This window comes from Pseudomonas sp. NBRC 111140 (assembly GCF_001320885.1).
GTDB classification, from domain to species: Bacteria; Pseudomonadota; Gammaproteobacteria; order Pseudomonadales; family Pseudomonadaceae; genus Aquipseudomonas; species Aquipseudomonas putida_P.
On record NZ_BCBQ01000001.1, the window covers coordinates 166,603 to 184,882 of the forward strand.

Genomic DNA, 18,280 nt, shown 5'->3' on the forward strand with positions numbered 1-18,280 from the left:
GTCTCAAGCGCCCTCTCTCTATTGCGCAGGCGGGAAGTCCAGTGTCGGATGCTCAGGAAACTGCCCGCCTCCGGTACGATCGATCTTGACCAAACCCGCTGATGCATGACCAGGCGTAATCGGGTTTCTCGGCACGAATGGCCATACGAACATCGCCTTGCGCCGTACATGCCCACGTACCAGGTCGGCCACCAGCTCCGGAAACTCGACGATGCTGGGCTGCGGTGCGCTGGCGAACAGTTCCGGCGTTGCTCGGCCAGCCTCGTGACTGACCAAACCATAGATGGCCGCTGCCGGCGCGTTCACTGGGAAGTCGACGATGCTCAGATTCAGGTTCAGCGTCAACCCAACGCTCAAGGCGTCGTCATCCTCTAGCACGACTGCAGTGATCGTCAGTTGATCACCCGAAGCCAAGGCCGCGGGCGTGCCGTCCTTTTCCACCAGTGCACTGATCTCGATGGCGTACGCCTGGCCAGCGCTGCCCTGCACCGGCTGCTCGGGCGCCAGCCCGCGAACGCCCAATGCGCGAGGGATACTGCCATGCAGTGCAGGATCCTTTGCGGTGACTTCGATGCCGATAGACCACTTGCCCCCCAGTAACGGCGGCACGGCACGCCTATCCGGCCTAAGGAACGCTTCGTTGATCCTGCCAAAGGAAAAGCACAGTGTCTGCGTCGAGTCGTACTCCGCACGGTCGAAGGCCAGTAGATAGCGCTTTGCGCGCACCGCTTTGGTCACGCCATGCGCCGGGCTTGCCAGTTCGCGGTCATAGGCTGGGTCAGCGAACACCAGCGTGGCCATTTCCACCGGGCGCCACAGACGATTACCCGGTAACAGCATCAGACGGAAAGTGACGCGCAGGGGCGGCCCAGCGGGCAACTGCTGCGAGGCGCTCGTACGTGTCTTAAGGTCGACCCATTTGCCGGGTGCTGGCGCGGGCGCGTCCTTGATCCAGGGTGCCAGCTCAAGCCTTAGCATCGCCTGGGTGTCCGCATCCGCGCCGCGTACCGCGGCTTGCAACCTGGACCGATCAGTCAGGGACATCGCCAAAGTCAGGTCCAGCTGTTCATTGGCCAACGCACTGACTTTAAAGGCTGCGAAACGCACAACGACATCGCCTACCTCAAGGGTGGCCTGCAGGCCAGGCACCAGCAGTCCCAACTTGGCCAGCGTTTCGACCAGAGGGTTACGCCCACTCAACCCTGGACGTTTTACCCGGATCACCACGTTTTCACTGAGTTCAGGGCTCAGCCAGCCTCTGTCCGGCGACTGCAACGACAACAACAGCGCAATGGCTTCCTGGCCCGCTTCCTCGATCAAGGCCGGCAGATAGCGAAGCACCGCGCCAGGCCCACTGAACAGTACGAAGGGTTGAAGATGGCGAGTGTCGGACGCGCCTTTTTCCACCGCGTACAGGTTCGCTGCCACGAATGTGCGCCGGCTTTCGCTCTCCACGCGCCCGCGCGGCAGCGCGGTATTGCGTGGCGCGCGACCTTGTCGCCAGACCAGCGGTGCCCTGTCGGCCGGTCGGCCGAAACGGGCGTGAGCGCTGTCCAGTGGCAGCTCCTGATCCACGCTTACGAACCCTTCATGCTCCAGAGCCATCACGCCTGGACGAACGCCATTGGAAAAGACCTCGAACTGGCCGGGGGATAGCCCGGTCAGTGCACCGGCCTCTGTGTCCTTCAGCCGGTTCTTGCTTAGCGCTTGGGCAAGCTCCGCTGCCAATGGCACCCGCGCCCGGGGCGTTGCCGGTGTCAAAGCGCGGTCAGGTGGCGAGACGACTTGTGGGGCCTGTTCACCTCCTCGTGAAAACAGGATCCGGCGTCCGATGGCAAGGAAATCGATACGCTCGTCCTTGTCCGAGGCAACAGCCGCCTTGCAAGGCCCCGCGAACGTTCGCGCACGGCCCGCCCATGCATGCCCAGCATCCTGGATCACTGCCTCATCGTGGGTGTTGATCCACGCCAGCTCGGTGATTGCCTTGCGTGGCCAGCTCAGCGCCGGCGAAGGGTAGATCGCACGGTTGGGGTCGCGCAAGCGCCCTTGGGCCTGCAGCGCGAAGGGCGCCCTTAGGGTAATTCTCTGGAGGCTTGCATGATTGCGCTGATCGGCATCGAGCCCTTCAGTGGCGGCATCCATCACGGATGCGGCAAACACTGCCAACGGCTCTTGCACCAGGGTCGATGCGAAGCCGACCAAGTTCTGAAAGCCAGCATCTTGCGCCCTAGGCTCGCCGCCGGGAATCGGCGCCACAGCGATTTCCCAGCGCCCAGCCACAACCAGGTCACAACTGCCAGCAGCGCCCTGCTTGTTTGGAGGGTGCCGAACGACTTGCACTCGAACCGCGTCGCCCTGCCCCGGTCGGGCAAGCAGCGTGTTGACCCTGTGGTTGGTAGAAGCCACTCTCCACCACCGCGCCAACGCCATCAGGCTGCGCCAGAACAAGGGTCGAGCAAAGGGCGCGGTACTGGCGGGGCTGGGGAATAGATTGGCCGCGAACGCCTGGTCGATGACATCCTGTGCGGTGGTGGCGTCGACACCGATCATTTGTAAAAGGCTCTGCCGCACCTCAACTGCAGAGTTCGATGCCAGGCCAATTGCAAGCGGTGCCAGGCCATTGAGTGGCAAGGCAATTGCACTGGCAAGATCGAACCCCGCCACTTTACCGATCCAGGCCTTTTGCCCCGGCTCCGGGGCTTGGGGGATGTGGGAAAGCGGCTCCGCGGCGCCAGCGAATACGGGTGCAATCCAGGGTAACGGAGCGACAACGCCGCTCACCTGCTCTTCGTCCAGGCTCACCTCGATAAGCGCCCCCGCGAAAATCACCAAGGCCGGTACCGCGCCCCCTTTTGACGCGCCGACGAGCACACGGTCGATATCCCGCCCAAACAACCCGCCTCGGCCGATACCGGCGATGAGCGGCGAAGCATCATCGGTCAGGTCGCCATTAAGCCGGTAGCGAGGTACGAAACCATACTGTCTGTTGAAAGGGTCACGGGGATCAGCGAGCCGTCGTGCAACGTGGGCCAGGTCGACGATCGCCACGTCATCGAGGCTGTCGAAAACCTGGGAGGTCTGCCCCTCCCCTGAAAGCCTGTGGGTGGTCAACACTTTGCTGCGCCACACAGCGGTGAGCAACCAAACATCCTTGACCACGCCAATGACATTGCAATCGAGAGTCAGATCCGCCAAACCGGGCTTGGTGACGTGCGTCAGCACCGTCCCGGTCGTGCTCACCTCGACTGTGTGCAGCGTGCGTTCTTCGCCTGTATAGGGGCCCGCGGAGTCGATGAACTTCGTCGCATCCTGCCCTAGTCGTCCAACCGGCCATTGCACCACGCTAACCAGGCCAACGTCTGGAGTCGGCAATGTGACGCGGATGTCAGTGGTCAGTACAGCCCCGGCATTCTGCAGGCGGGTGAGCTGCGTAACTTGCAGTTGACCATTTTCATTGGAGGCCGTGACGTCAAAGCGCGCGCTGCTGATCTTCCAGGCCATAGGCCGTTTCGCCTCCGGCGCCTGCACGGTAAGCACGACGATACCGTGGGCGCGGGTTGTACCGATATTCAGGCCGCGCAGCCAATCGCCTTTGCAGATCGCCCCGTTCAGTTCGACACTGAGCACCCCACGCGGGTGATCATGCACGGTTATTGCCTCGCTATCGGTCGCGATGCTCGCGCCGTACCAGCCAATTGGGCCGCCCAGCGAAACCCGGATCGCTTCGCGCAAGGACGTTTCGCGCCGGTCGGGCAGCGTCGCCACTCCGTTGACCGTCACCAGGCATTGGCTAGCCGAAAGGTCGAGCGTCAGCGTACTGATCGTCAGGTATTCCGGCATCTGGGCTGAGCCTTTGAAGCTCACGTTCAACTGCGGGCCGTTGATCACGACCGTGCCACCGGTCAGCGTCAGTCGCGCGCCGAACAGGGTGATGTCCAGTTGCGCGCTGCTCGCCACGGCCTCCAGACGTTGGGCATTGATTTGAATGTTGAAACGCAGGGTGACGGGCTGGCGATCCTCGGCGTCCTTCGCACCCGGAAGCACCTTGGCGTCCAGGCGTAAGGTGATCGATGCCTGGTTCGTTGTGGCAACATTGATTTTCTGGTTCTGGACGACCGCGTCATTGATATTGTCGGCCACCAGCGGACCGCCGTTCGTCTTGAACGCGATGCACACCGAATTACCGGTATCGAAGGGCGATTCCGGCCCGAATGGTTCGTCCTGGTTGGCTACCTGCTGGTAGGGTGCATTGATGCCGAACAGCACCGAAACGGCCTTGACGATGCCATCGACATCGACGCTACAGTGCCACAAGCGCAACGGACGAAGGGTCAGTGGGCCGATGACGAGGTCGTGAAACGACGACGCCCCAGCGCTTGCATAGAGTCGCCACTCGTAGATCGAACGAGGCAACTTATCCCTGGCAAACACGGTACTGTCTGGGCCAGGCGCACTTTCCGGTGTGTCGTCGGGGCTAAAGACCCAGCCTCCGGCCGATGGCTGCATGGGTACATCGCGCAGGTACAAGGCAAGTTGGGCCCCATGCAGCGTGAGTGGCACCTCCTCGCGTGTGGTTATCAAGTCGGTGATCTCACCAACGCCTGAGGGCTTGAGGAGTTGAGTGCTGCGCACACTAAGCGTGGTCGGCACCGCTTTGGCCGTGGTTGCCATGACCAAGCCGCGTGTGTCGGCTATTGCAGAAGCTTTGCCGATTGTTTGCCTATAGGGCGCAAGTGCAAAGCCGACGATCTCAAGCCCTTTGCCTGTTGCAGATAATGCCTTGTCCCCCTTGGCGGGCTTGCCGAACGTCCGGTTCAAGCCCGCCAGGGCGTGCTCCCCCCATGTCCACTCGCCTGCCAATGCGTAAGCACCATAGGGCAAGGTATTGGCATCCGTCCGGACCGTGAACCCAGTCTCCCAGGTATAGGGTTCGACAAGCCCATCCGCCTTGGTGTCGTACCACCCTGTCATCCTGTCCCTGTCCGTGCGTGTCAGCGACAACCGATGGGAGGACGCAGCCCAGACGCTCTCCAGCGCTTGAAGGTCCAGCGCGGTAACCTGCGGCAAGGCTTGGCCCGTAGCAGGCGGTTGGGACTTGACGAAGGTGGCTTCGGCATACAGCTCGCCCAGGACCGGCATATCGTAACGCAGCAAGTAAGCCAGGCCTGGTGCGTTACTGGTCGTGGAGGTAAGCGTCACTTCAACGCCAGGCAACGTCAGGACCGACATCGCAATACCGGTTTTCGATTCGATATCCTGACCCTCGGCAAGCGGCCCGTGTGCCCACTGCGCATTGATGCCCGGCCAACCAAAACGTAGCTCGGCATCCTTCGATACGATGCTGGCGGCGCCACTCGAAAAGCCCTGCAAGGTAAGCGTGACGGTGGCGGCCGTGCGTGATTCAGGCACGTGGTAGAACACCGGCACCAGGTCCCGGCTGCATGAAGGCCTCACAGCGCTGGGCGCGCTGCGTGTCATGTTCATGCCCGCGACCAAAGGCATTTGTACCCCGGGAACAGGCGCCCAATGAACCACGGGGGCACCTGGGCTGATCGCTACGTTCAGGTCCAAGCTCACCGCTGGAACGTCATCCGTAGGCTGCAATGCCGCGATCTGACCGTCGGTAGTCCCCGTCTCACCAAAGGACAACACGCCGGAGCGCAGCGTAATGGGACCATTGTCCAGTACCGGCACCACCTCCTGTGCGGTCGGCGACGACTCGTTGAACCAAAGGGCCCCGGAAATTGCACCATGCGCTGCGCTCAGGGTGATATCACAACTGAGCGGAGCCCTGTCGCTGAATGGCACACTGACGCGGACGAACGCCGCGCTGTCAACCGTCAGTTCACCGACAGTTGCATATTCAGCATTCGGCAACCGCCGCGTCAGGCGCGCATGAACCAATCCAACCAGCGCCTGGCCGTCCTTTACCTGGCCGTCCTTCGGCGCCGGATCGACTGCCTTGCGCAAAGCCAGGTCGGGCTCGCGCGCGAGGGGGATCTGCACCACCCCCCGTTCGAGCGCCACAAACCCGTAGAGCGGTCGCGGGTCCCGCGCGGTTCTCAACGCCTGCCGCCGATAGCGTGCCTCCAGGTCACGGGCCAGGCCTAAGCGCTCGACCAGCACTGGCAACGCGCTGGCCGTCGCACTGCCCTTGCGCTGTCCAAAGCCCACTCGCCAACGGCGAGTATCGCTTGGCTGGACCAGGTTGACCGTCGCCACCGCCTCTGACGCGGCGGGCTGCTTACCCGCATCCAGCGTCAGTTGCCTGGCCATAGGTCGGCTACTGTCGATAGTCAGCACAGGGTTGATCAGGGTCGCCGTGGCTTCCAGCGAGGCTCCGGCCATCCGTTCGGTCACAAGGCTCGCACGCACTGCGCCCGGCAAGGTGCTCGGCCGCTTGATGCCATCGCGCAGCCGCAAGTGGTTGCTACCTTGCTCCACTGGCCAAACCAGTGGAGCAAGGCCTGGGCGAATGTCGAACACCAAACCAAGCCGAGCGGTACGCACGCTTTCGGCCAGATCATCGAGCGTCGGGCGCAATTTACTGCGCTGTTGGTCTTCGCGCAGCAGCGCCACCCGTTGCCCCCCTGCCCCATCCGGCTCCAGGCGCAGCCGCACCTTGAGCTGGGTTGCGGAACCGAAAGGATCGTCGATCACGGCGTCGAACTCGATGCCAGCGGGGGTGAGGCAGAGGATGATGCGATCGACCTTGTCGTCTCTATCGGTGAGCGTCTTGCGCACTCGCTTGCCCTTGACGGTGCTGTCCTGGATGGACAGAAATGCCCCATGAACGACTTTGAGGTAGATCCCCCCACCGAAGATCGGCACATACGGCTCGCCATCTATCTCTTGACGGGCACCCACCGACCAGAAGTTCCAGACGTCCCGCACCCCGGCTTCATCGCGGATGGCTATGTCGATGGCGCCGAGGGTCAACGACAAGGGTGACGTTTCGAGCTCGTCCGAGCGTTTAGCCGGCCATTTGCCGTCGCTCGCCAGCATGGCCGCGACACCAATGGAGAAACCCCGTGGGTCGGCAGGGTACGCCGAGACCGAGAGCGAACGAGCAGCGGCATCGCTACCGTCGCAAGTGGACGCCATGCGCAATTCGCCGGCCTTGGTCGGATAGCCGCGTACCGCCAGCTGGAACATCAGCGGGTCACGAAAGTCGACGGTGGCAGCCTTGGCATCGTACTGCGCGCGTGCTTGCGCGCGCTGGGCCAACACCCTCAGCGACGGTGCACGCACCACGCCATCCACCGGTTTTCGGTCACCCTCAAGGTCCGTCGAAAGCTCGGCAACCCAGAGGTAGCTGGCCTCGGAGTCTCGACCCGGTGCGGTGAGCCGAGGGCCGACCAAGCAAACAGTTCTGATCGCAGATGTGGTCATGGTGCGCGCTCCACCCTTGTAACGATCGGATCGGCCAACCCCTTGGACGCCTTGAGGAACGGCCGCCGCGAAGGACCGAACAACTGGTCGGCGGCGAGTTGAGTAATGAAGGATTTCAACGCGGGGTTGGCCCCGGCCGTGTCCAGCTCATTCAGGTCAGCTTGAGTTGGCGGACGCCGCAGAACGAGCTGATCGAGGCTGCCGACCGTCCAGTTAAGGATTGTGTCGAGTGCCTGGCGAACGGGATGACCGGGGTCCAGCGAGGCGCCTGGCAAACGCAATTCGAGGGTGAAATGCTCGGCCAGCCCGGGTTGCTCCAGTTTCGCCAACGCTTCCAGCGCCGGGTAGAACCCCAGCCCCGGTTCGCCTTGTCCTGGTACGGGTTGGGTGGTTTGCAGGGCCGTCACCAATGCCTTGTAGGCTGCCTGATTGAGGTTTGCGTCGTCATTTGCAAGGCGCAGAGTGACTGGCGCGACAAACTCGAAGATTGCCTTGGCCGACATCAGTGCTGGGGTGGCTGCGACCGGCGACAGCTTGCCTGCCACTTGCCCGGCCTGCAGGTCCGGTGTGAGCGTTCGCACCACCGGTGCAAATCCGCCAAAGGCAGCTGAGTTCGCCACACGCAGAGGATGCACATCGTAGGCCCAGGCGGCCGCCAGGTAGTCGCGCAACACCTGGTCGGCCGTGGGGCCAGCGAACGGTGTGGCGGTATCGCCCGGCACAATGCGCCGGCGTGCACCAAGCAGGGCGCTGCGCATGGCCAGGCGAGCGTCGAGCGTGCAGGCTTGCTCCGGTGGCAACTGCCAGGGAGCGGACACCACGCAGCTGAAGAACGTGTTTTCGATTGCAGGCACCAGCCCTTCCACCCGCGACGGATACAAGGGCAAGCCGGCCGGCCAGGCCATATCCGCCTGCGCCGCCACGATGTCCCTGTTTAGGGTGAGTTGGCGCCACGCCTCATCCTCGTGGTTGGCTTGATCGGCCACCGCGAGGAAGCGCCTGATGTACACAAGCGCAGCCCAGAGCGCCTCCTGAGCCCCCCCTACCGCAGGCGCTGGGAGATAACCTGCCAGCGCTTGCTCGACCTCTGCAAGCCTGCCCTGCCATTGCTTCCATGCCACCGGGTTTCGCGGTGCCGGTGGCGGTTTGATAGTCACGCGCGCATGTGCCAACGGCCAAGGAGCATTGGCGGTTGCCCACTCGGCAGGGGCAACATGCAGCGTTCCCAGCGCGTTCAACTGCTGGTCCAGCAGTGCTGTGGGCGGCGGTGCGGCCGGCACTGTCCGCGGCCCCCGCAGTTCAGGGCATAACCACCAAGGCAAATTGGGTGTCTGAAGCCGGCTGACCGGGGTCTGCTCGTCGACCTGGAACCCTGTGCCGGCGACGCGGTTGACATAGGCGGGTGCATCCGCGTCAGTCGTCTTCGCCAGGAACTCGATTTCCGGCGAACGCTCACCGCCCAAGCCATTCACGTCACCAGCACCCGCCACGATTCGGGTCGACAATTCGTAGACCACTTGCGGGTCGGGCAGGAGGAACACCTCAGGTGGCTTCTGGGGGTCATTGATCCAGACGCTGCGGTCGGCGTCATGCATGCCGTCGAGGTTGCGCACCAGTGGTATCCTCAGCGTGACCACCGCCGTGACCTTCGTATCATCCCTGACTACCTGCCATGCAGGCCGCTTGTCAGGGTCGTCGCTGGACCAGCCCAACTGATAACCGCCTTCAGGAATCACGGCGGCAATCGGCCTCGACACCACCACACCCGCCGCTGCGAACACCGCCATATGGAGGCGATAGAAGTGCGGGACCGATTGCGTACGCAGTACCGTTATCCCCCGCCAGCCATCGACGAACCGCTCAGGGAGCGTGGTAGCGGCGACCTGCTTACCGCCGGCGTAAGGCTGCTCGATCTCCGCCAGCGTGGGGCCTGTGAGCATAAGCGCACCAGGTTTGACCGGGGTGCTTGCGCCCAGCGCCGGCAAGCAATCGACCAGCCCGAACGCGCGCCCCCAACGGGGCTCGGCGAACTCACGCCAGAAGCCGAACGCCTGGTGCTCGAACTGCAGGGCGTCGGCCAAGTGAATGTTCGCTTCGGCAGCGATTTCCTCTGGGTGCCGCGCAACCACGAACTCCAGCAGCCGCCCAGGTCGACGCTCGGTTCCCGTACCGGCGTCCAACCGCTTGGCGCTCAGCACGACCGGGTCGGCAAGCGGCTCGGTGCGCGGCATGATCACATCCACGGAGCAGTTCGACAACGGGTCGGCGCCCTGTTTCACTTTCATCTGCGGCAAACGCACCGCCGCCGGTGTACGGTCGTCGACCAGCTCGACAAAACTGTCGGCCAACGCAGGTTGGGCCACCCAGGGCAGGCGCACACGTGGCGCACGGTCCGGATCAACACCCACCATCGCGGCATCCCAGGCGGCCAGCAAGGCGTCGTAGCGACCCAGTGGGCGAACCACATAACGCCGTCTGCGGGCAAACCGGTCCTTGTGCAGCAAGAGCAGGTGCATGGTCCCATCGACATCAGGAACCAGGCGCAATGGCGCCGTCTGCGTCAACGTGGCCAGTGCGAAGGGAATGCTCGATGCATTCAGTGAATCCGCATGCGCCAGGCCATGAACGAGGTAGCGGTCGATGAACCCTGGCCAGCGTTTGAGCACTGCCGAGCGCTGCGAATCGGGCAATACCTTTTCCGACGTGGTCTTGAACGCACGCCAGGCGTACCAGGCGAAATCAGCAAAGTTGCCCTTCGCCTGCGCATTGGCGGCAATCAAGCCGTTCCCTTGGACAAGTGTGGTGACGGCTTGCGCGTCCAGCGTGGGGAATTGTTCGAACGGATCATCAAAATGCCCCCAACAATTTGGCGTTAGGCCAGTATGGTCGCCGGATACAAAGGGGTTTCTGTGTTCTTTCGGGGCAAAACGCTCGGAGAACAGCTTGAAGGCCTGTTCCTGGCCATCGGCAGTTGGCGAGATCACCCGTAGCAGCAACACCTGCCCGTTACGCTCCACGCTCAATGTGCCACTGACGCTTCGACCGCCCGCGAAACTTTGGGCTGCCGGGCCGTCTGTCTGCTTGGCCAAGGTGATGACCTTACCGCCGTTGACCGTGCCGCTGGGGTCGAGCAAGTCGATCAATACGCTGTCTTCAAGCGCAGCGGTATCCAGTTGCACGGGCGAGTTGTCTTTCTTAGCGTCACTCTCTGGCGTGAGGGTAACCGCGAAATAGCGCACCGGCGCGTTGCCCCACGCATCTGGCCCTGCCGACTGCGCTCGCCGCATGGCCTCAGGTACTGGGCGCAGCGATAGTTGGATCATGCAAACCAACTCGTCGTCCAGCAGGTGCTTGACGTCGACCTGGTCCATGCCGCCATCAAAGCTGCTTGTGCTCATCAACCCATCGGGACGCGCGAACAGGTCGATAAGAGGTACACCACAGTCCATCCCGGCGTAGCGCTTCAGTACTCGGCCACAAGCCTGCTCGACAAGGCTCAGTGTGTCGCGTGGAAGCACATAATCGGCCGTGGTCATGTCGAACAGGCGCAGCCCCTGCGCCAACCCCAGCGTGCGCAGCACCGCCCAACCATAAGGGTCGCGCTCTGCCGGGCGCTCATCCAGCAGCGCTTCTATCTGGGTAACCTTGGTTGCGGGTGCCGCTTCCAGCACGGGACGGTAGCGCCGGTATGGCGCGTTGACGTTGACCCAGTCCCAGCGCAGCGCATCGACCACATCCACCAACAACGGGTGCAGCCGCTGGTCCAGATCCACCACCACGGAGGTCTGCCCAGTAATACCCTTGCCGCGCTTGCCGGTCAGGGTCAGCGAGAGGTTGTTGAAACGATTGGCATCGCTTCCCGTCACGTAGGCTTCGACCCAGCCCTCTTTCGCCCACTGCTGCGCATCCTTGGCCAACACCAGCCCGTTCAGTAGCTTGCGAACCGCCCCTACGGTCCAGCATTTGTCGTTTGTGAAGGTGTCGAATGGGAAAGGTCCAGGGATGGCGTCGGCGGGGATGGTGCCGTCAGCCAGGCTGCCATCGTAATAGAACTCCGGCGCTTTGAGCGCTGGCTCACTATCGCGAGCGCTCCAGGCTACTTCGATCACAGTCGGCCGGCCCTTGTCGAACAGCGCCGCCAGGTCGACCTCGTCCACGGCCAAACCAACCGACCGGCGCAGCGTCGGGCGTGCCCAGGCCAGCAGGCTTTCGGCGCCCGTGTACCAGGCACGCCGACGGGCCATGCCCACCTGCCCGCCGCTCTGCTCCAGCCTGAGCGTCTCGCTTGGATAGAACGCCTCCACGGCGGCAAAATCTTCTATCCCCGCAGGGTCGGCTTTACCCACTCGCGGGTCGAGTAGTCGCGCGCGGGCCACATGGCGGGCAGCAGCGATCTGCTCGTCCTTGTCGATCACGCTGCCCAAATCTATCTCGAATACGTCGTAGCCACCGATGTAACCGGGTGCATCGCAGCGTGGGCAGGTTGCCCACCTGAGCTGGGTGGCGATTCGCCGCTCGCCATCGCGCTGGCGTGAGAGCGCATCTTCACTATGGTGCGTCAGGTCGGCCAGTGTCGCGTGTGCGCCTGGATAATCGATCAGCAGGCGCCCTGCCCGCGCGTCGAGGTCCGCGAACTCCAGCGGCAGATAGCCTGCGATCAGCGGGCACTCGAAGACCTCGACCGGCATGTCCACTGGGTTGGCAATCGGCCGGCCAAGGCGGTCGGCTTGATCGGTCTCCACGCGCAGCGCCATGTCCACGGCAATCCATGGCGACGGGCACGCCACCACGTCAGCCTCGCGTACCGAAGCATTGGGCACCCGTGGCCGATGCGTGCGCTTGACTGCACAGCGAACCGGGAGCGGTGCCGCACGGGTATTGCTATCGTCGATCCCCAACGCCGACAGCAGCAGATTCAGCCATGCTGCCTGGGTGCGCCCTGCGTCGGCAAACCCTAGGCGCAGGTTCGAGGCAGGGCCACCAATGGCAATGAAGTCCAGCCCATGCAGGCGCCGATAGCGCATGCTCGCACTGGCCGAGTCCTCTGTCCCGGCCGGCCATAGCAGCTCCAGTTCGAACGTTTGGTCGCCCTGTTGAGAGCGCTCGAACTCGGCCGGCCCTGGGCGTTGCAGGGCCATGCCCATGCTGTCGGCGGCGAACTCGCCCAGTGGCATTGCCCGCTCAGGGCGGACTTTGAGCAGGAAGCGGGTGCCCCTGGCGGGAAGCCGTTGGGGTTGCTCCTGATCGTCTCGCTCGCGGTCCAGCAGGTCATCGATACGCAGCAGCAACGTTGGCAGGCCAGCACCCGGCAAGCCGGGGAAGGTTACAAAGCGTGCGATCCACTCGACCTTGCCCAATGCGGTTTGCGGCAGCACTGGTCGCGCCAGTTCATGCGTGATTGTCAGCCCCGTGCCGCGGTGCCCGGTGATGTCGACCGGAACCACGGTGTAGACGATACGAACAGGAAGCGGCTTGTCCCCCCCTGCGCGCAATTCATTGAAAGCATCCAGGATGGCTTTGTAGCCTTGCAGGTCTGTTTGGCCCTGTTTCCGGAATGCCGGTCGAACGGTTGCCGGCAGATCGGCAAAATCATCGATGAACTGGGCCAGCGGGCGTATGCGCCTCCAACTGACGGTGCGGTCTTGCACCTCAGCGGCAAGTGGTGCGCTGGCCTTTGTCTGCACGCTGATTGGCGCGATCCCCGATGCGACGCTGGCGCCAACCAAAATCAAGCGTTCTATTTCGTAATGCTGCAAGTGGAACTCAGGATCGTTCCATATGCCGCCGGACTCGCCCCAACCGGGCTCCAGGTCCCAGTCCAGGCCAACGCCCTGCGCGTCGAACCAAGTTCTGGGTTGCCTGAGTTGCGGGTTGGCGCGGTCGAAGAACCGTCTGGGCGGGTTGAACAGATACACGCTATTCGGTTGCGCTTCCACATGCAGGTTGGAGGTGCCGACAGCGCAAACCGTGAAGGTGGATTTGGGCGGCAGCTGTGCCGATGCATCTTCTAGGTTGAACAGAGCGCCAAGCGCCGTCTCGTCGACCCAGAACGTCAGGCCAAGATCACGCGCATCGAGTTGCGCCTGGTTGGTAAGAGGCTGCGGCCGTGTTGGCCAAATCATTGCGCCGGTATCGGACAAGCGTGTCTGGCGGGCAATGGCCTGTGCGGAAGCAACCACCGAGGCGATCACCGAGGAACGGCGCTCTTCCGTCGCACGCCACTGCGCGCGTTTGAGCGACAGCTTCATCATGTCGCTGGAGGCCAGGCGCAAGTCCTCGGCGGCCTTTTCCGCAGTGGCATGCGCCCCGCTGTCCTTCGCGTGAATAGCTTCGTAGCCAGGCTGTTTGGGTACCGGGGGATCTGTCAAACGACTTTTGGTAACCTGCCCGGTTTTTTTATCGAACTGCGCTTCATCGGGCACGAAGCACTGCTCAAGTAGGTGATGCAGGAGCAGCGGTTTGCCCTTATCGGACACTGCCAAGGGCCTGCTGTAGCAGGCATCGAGGCTGGAGCCTTGATCCTGCGTACCATCGCTGAGCAGCCGCTGCAGCGCAGTGGTGCTTTTGAGCTCATAGGCTGGAGTCGCGGCGTTCGGATCCTTACCAAAGTTTTCTCCGGGGTGGGCGAAGAACGTGGAGGCTTTTTGCGGGAGTGTGAGGGCTGCGTCGATTTCCGTATGGTCGCGCGGTATCAATTGCATGACATAGTTGCCCGGGCTTGCCGGTATTTCGAACAGCATCGCCCAGAACCGAGGCTGGCCGACCTCATCACCGCCAATCTTGATCCAGACCTGCGGTTGGATCTCAGGCTGCTCGTCCTCGACCTCGCTCAACACCGCATGCTTGTCGGCGTGTTGCTCTAGTTTAGGGTCGTTTTTCGCCGGTGGCTGAGCCGGTGGCGGCGCCAGGCCTTGTTCAGGGTTTGGTATCGCGGCGCTCAACCCCAGTGTCAAGAAACGCGCGACACGCTGGCGGGCCTGCTCAAGCTTGGGCTCGTCGAACGCAAAGCCGATGGACAGGCTCAGCGTTCGCCCGAATGCCGCGAAAGACATGCTTGCCGCGCCTCGGCCGGCGACGCCGTTCGCTTGCACCGCAACCTCCAAGGCCAAGGACAGTGTACGGCTCAGGCGCTGGCCGATCTCGATGCGAATCTCGTCGAAACCCAGGTCGATCTCCATCCACACCCGCACTTCGATGTTCACCGTGCAACTGAACGCCAGCGAGCCGTAAAACAGTGTGTCGCTGGGTTGTTTCAGGGAGATCAATGCGATGAACTTGGCGTCGAGGGCAAAATCCATTTCCGCCACCGCTGAGGCGCCGAGCGAGCGACCGCCGACTTTCCCGCCGATACGCGCGAAGCCCTTGGCGCGGAAGGCAATACCATAAAGGATCGAGGCATCCTCGATACGCATCACCATGCCACCTTCGCAGGTGATGCCAAAGGCATCCTCCGTGAACTCGAACTTCAGCTCGTAGGGCCAACCAAGCTCGTAATGAAACAGCCCCGGTCGGGTATACAGGGTGGCCGACCAAGTCACGGCCCTGAACGCCATTATCATCGGTTCAGGGAGTTTCGGATGCTCTCCGATCAAACCGTTGGGGTCGGACAGCAGGCGAGCCAGAAACTCCTGACGAGGCGCGGACAGGTACAGGTAGCCACGCAGGGTGGGGCGCGATGCAATGGATTGGCGATCGGTGGCATTCGCCCAGTCAGCATAATTCACGCACAGCCAGGCCCTGACCGTCATGAGGAAGGTCAGGTCCGAGCGCAAGGCAGCGGCCACATCCATCAGCAAAAGGTTTGGCAGTTTCGCTTCATCGTCGCTGAGGCTGCCGTCCTGCGATGCCGACTCCAGCGACAGCATGGCCCTTAGTGCCAGGGTCAGCCGATCGCCGGTCGCTTCTGGCTCCCAGGCTTCGAAGCGTGCAAGGTCATTTTGATAGCGCGAGACATCGTCGAGCACTTCGACCAATGCTTGCGGCGTGGTCACCGCGTCTGCGCGCCGCAGGCCCGCGAGGGTATAGCGATATCCGATGCCAAAGCCCATTTCACGCAGATAGATCGGCTTGACCGGTGTGGGTATCTCGGTGGACAGCTTGCCCATTTCCCCGTACAGGAAGAACGCATGGCGCTTATCGCCCTGGGCGTCCTCCAACTCGAGAAAGCCCATGGACGCACTCATCGACGCCCAGCTCTTGAGGTTGAGACGCCCCGAGGCAAGGAAGCCGCGTGCCTTGATACCCGCCGGCAGCACATCAGCGGGATACAACGTCGGCAGGTTACCGTCCACGGCGATCGCGGTAGCTTCCACTGTACCTGCCTGCATCGACAGGGATACCCCCAGGCCATCGAAGCGCACACGTGGCAAGCGGGCGCCTTTGACCTGGGTCGAGATGTACATGTTATGCAAGTCGATTCGGGCGCTGATCGTGTCACTGTTGGGAGTGAGCCTGGCCTGCCCGCAGATCACCAGCGCCGGGTCACCGCCAAAGGCCTCGCACGAGCCGAGGTAGCCGATGCCTCGCAGCTCGAAGGCGAAGACATCGAACAGGTTGAAGGTCACCCTGGGCTCTATGGGAATCTGGAAGCTGATCGCCCGCGCCAGGCGGCTGATGTCCCGGGCCAGGGGCGCCTTGTTGAGGCTAATTTTGAGGCCGCGCAAGTGTTTGAGGAAGGTATCGGCAAACTCATCTTGTACAGGTGCAAAGACCAAGCTGCCGGTCACCTGGAAATAGAACTGGTAGCCGCCCTCCCCAGCCATGTCGACCAGGGCGAACCCCAGCTTGGTGATGGTCAACTCGAAGCGTGTGGCGTGGCAAACGATCGGGCTTTGCGTTTTGTCCAGCTGCGCGTCGCAGGCCAGTACGGCCAGGCGCCCATTGCCAGGCTCTCGGCCCAGGCTCAAGGTCACCTTGCAATTGGCCTGGCCAACCAGTTCCGGTGGCAGCTGCCCACTGCCGTTGATGGAGAAGGCCTGGATTTCGCCGCGTTTCACGACCAATTTGCCGGCATCGAAGCGGAATGGCATGTCGACACCGGGAAGGGTCACCGGCTCGCTGGGGTCGACCTCGGCGACGATATCGAACAACCCCTGGCCGACCACGAACTCCGACACCTTGAACACCAACCCGCGCCCGCCGCCGCCAAGCCTTGAGTAGAACAGGTCGATTTCGGCGTCCTTGTGCAACGCCATTCTTGGGGCGCCAGCAGAGAAATCCAGTGCGAACTGAGCAAACTCGCCTTTCTCGTCGAGCTTTCCGGATTTTGGACGAATAAGGTACGTCAAGCCAAACAGGTCCCCCGGCTCGGGCTTGCCCCTGATTTCGCATGCCTCGTCCGCCTCCAGCCGGGCAGTCAGGGTGTTCAAGTCGAACTTCAGGCGAATGCTCAACGCGGTGGAGAACGCATCGAGATGAATGATCGCCTTTAGCGGCAAGGTCAGCGAGGAACCGCTCAACTGCACCTTGTCGGCGCCTTCCACCTCCACGTACTGGTTCAATTTGTCCATCAGTTTGCCCGCTGGCTTGCCGGGCGTCTTGTCCTGGTTTTCTCCGGCCGTCCCGAAGAATGGCAGCAGGCGTTTGGCTTTATCCAAGTCGTAGCCCAGCGAGCCGTCGAAGTCCTCCGTACGCAGTTCGGTAAAGGTCGGTGTACCGCTGAATTGGCCAATTGTGAGCGTTACACCGCCGTCGACCTTCAAGCTTTCCGAAGCGGGTCTGTGTTCGAGCAGGCTCTGGAAGAACGACAGCTTGCCTTGCTCCAATACGGCCAGGGCAATCACGGTATCTTTCTTCTTCCAACCGCGCAGTTGAAGCAGCCGCGACTTGGGACGTACGCCATCCAGGTCGGTGTCGCGCACCGCTTCCACCGGCGCATCCGCACGCTTGAGCCACAGGTCGGTCGACAGCTCCAGCACGTTCTTGGAATCTGCTTCGCCTTTGGGAGACACCAGCAAGGCCGCTACCAGGCCCCTTGAGAAGTCCAACAGCAGTGTCGGCGCCCACTCAGCCGGTACTATCAACTCCAGCCCGGCGAACGCCAACGCTTCGATCGGGCCCTGGTCAGTGTGGGTTGGGTTTTCAACCGGGGTGATCAGCAGCTGCTTCAGCGCGCAGCTGCGAGCATCGATCCGCACCTCGACCGCTACATAGCTGAAAACCTGTTTCGCCCCCTTGCCGAGCAGTTCGAGCACTCGACCAATCAAGTCCAGGGTGGCTTCGACCAGGCTACCCAGCACCCCGGCAGCGGCGCCCAGCGCTTGGCCGGCGTGGCGTGCCATCCATTTCAGGCTGGCCGCCAACAGCTTGCCCAGGCGATCGACCAGCGCCGAAGCATCTGGCATGGCCGGCAGTCCTGGGTAGATCGGGGTGGAGGGCGCGCCGGGCAGCTGTATCAGGCCGACCAAGCGGACCACCCCTTCGATTACCGTTTCGGCTGCGACGGCGATCAGTTCCAAGGGATAGGGATCGATGATGCTGAGCTCGGTAAGGCGCCCGACAGCGCGGGTGTTGACCAGCGAAACCTGGTACTTCGCCTTGAAGGCCAACAGCAGCCGTGGATCGTCCTTGGCGCGAATCACCACCTTGGGGAACACGATGCTCGCGCTCAGGGTGCCAACTGCTTTACCGGTTGCCAGATCGAGCGTTAGGGGCCCCTTGGTGCCGTCGACGTTCTCCGAATTGAAAACTAAGTGCATGTCGTCCAGATCGACCGTGACCGGTAGCGCCGTCTGGGCCCCAATACCCGTTATCGCGTCGACTACATGGTCCGCACTGCCATTGATCTCAAGGCTTCCACTCAACTGGTAGCGGTCGTTGGCACCCTGGATCTTGAAGTGACTCAACCCCGCGATCCATAGAGGTGGGTTCGCTAATGTCCACTCGATAC

At 62.6% G+C, this 18,280-nt stretch carries 2 protein-coding genes; both read right to left on the reverse strand.

The features are described from left to right. Positions 1-18 precede the first annotated feature (18 nt). Positions 19-7,392: a hypothetical protein gene (locus APH42_RS00725; RefSeq protein ID WP_156352704.1), complete on the reverse strand. Its 7,374-nt coding sequence runs from the start codon at positions 7,390-7,392 to the stop codon at positions 19-21. Continuing rightward, on the reverse strand, positions 7,389-18,236 hold the full coding sequence (locus tag APH42_RS00730; RefSeq protein WP_060492465.1) for a hypothetical protein: 10,848 nt from the start codon (positions 18,234-18,236) through the stop codon (positions 7,389-7,391). Before APH42_RS00730 ends, APH42_RS00725 begins: the two co-directional genes overlap by 4 nt. Positions 18,237-18,280 lie beyond the last annotated feature (44 nt).